General features: G+C 61.1%; 1 protein-coding gene. It reads right to left on the bottom strand.

The window, feature by feature from the left end:
• A partial coding sequence (locus GGI60_RS31670; RefSeq protein WP_183934990.1) for a glycoside hydrolase family 15 protein occupies positions 1 to 1,144 on the bottom strand: 1,144 nt, incomplete at both ends.

The following is a 1,144-nucleotide window of genomic DNA, read 5'->3' as shown; positions in this document are numbered from 1 at the left end:
CCTAGATCGTTACGAAGACTTAGCAAGTGGTCAAACAACTGGTGTGCATCCTGCCGGCGGCCGCTAAGAACATAGGCATCAGCCAGCCAGAAGCTGCACGCCAGGAATGCTCCTTCTCCGCCACCGACCCCGTCGTCGGTGTCGTTTGTTGAATAGCGCATGACCAGTCCGCCCTGCACAAGCTCCCGCTCCACCGCCGAGATTGTGCCAACGACGCGCGGGTCATCGGCAGGCAGAAAGCCCACCTGCGGCATCAGGAGCAGGCTCGCGTCAAGCGCTTCACCGCCATAGTATTGGACGAAGCTGTTCTTTTTCTCGTTGAAGCCGCGGGTGCAAATTTCGTCATGAATTTGCTGGCGCACCTCACACCACTTCGCCGCCGGGCCTTCAAGACCGTACCGCTCGGTGCAGATGACGGCTCGATCGAATGCTACCCAGGCCATCATGCGCGAGTGGGTGAACGCCCGCGCCGGCCCGCGCACTTCCCAAATGCCGCGATCAGGTGTTTGCCATGCAGTCACAAGGTGAGCGAGCAGCACCTTTTGCAGCCGCCAGGCCTCCTCCTGCGGCTGCAGCTCGGCGTCGCGCGCTGCGTTGAGGGTGTCGATCAGCTCGCCATAGACGTCGATCTGCATCTGGTTGGCGGCATCGTTGCCGATCCTGACCGGAACGCTTCCTTCATAGCCTTTCAGCCACGGAACCTCGAATTCGGGCAGCCATCGCTCACCCGCGATCCCGTACATGATCTGAAGTTGGTCCGGAGCGCCCGCTACTGCGCGCAGCAGCCATTGCCGCCAATCGTCTGCTTCCTGACGATATCCCGAATTCAGCAGCGCATAGAGCGTCAGTGCCGAGTCGCGCAGCCAGCAATAGCGATAGTCCCAGTTGCGCGGGCCCCCTATCTTTTCTGGAAGCGAGGTCGTGGGCGCCGCGACGATCCCACCCGTCGGCGCGTAGATCAGCATCTTGAGCGTGATCAACGAGCGGACTACCGGCGCACGCCAGGCATCGGGCATATCTTCAAAGCTCCCGTGCTTTACCCATTCGCGCCACCACGTCGTCGCTCGATCGAGTTCCTCTGAACGGTCTCGGACAAAATGTGGCTGCTCGTTGGAGGGATGGTACGACATCGTCATCGGCACGC

It is taken from the genome of Rhizobium lentis, from assembly GCF_014200175.1.
GTDB classification, from domain to species: domain Bacteria; phylum Pseudomonadota; class Alphaproteobacteria; order Rhizobiales; family Rhizobiaceae; genus Rhizobium; species Rhizobium mulingense.
The sequence above is the reverse complement of the archived record's forward strand: the minus strand, read 5'-3'. Positions and strand labels throughout refer to the sequence as shown.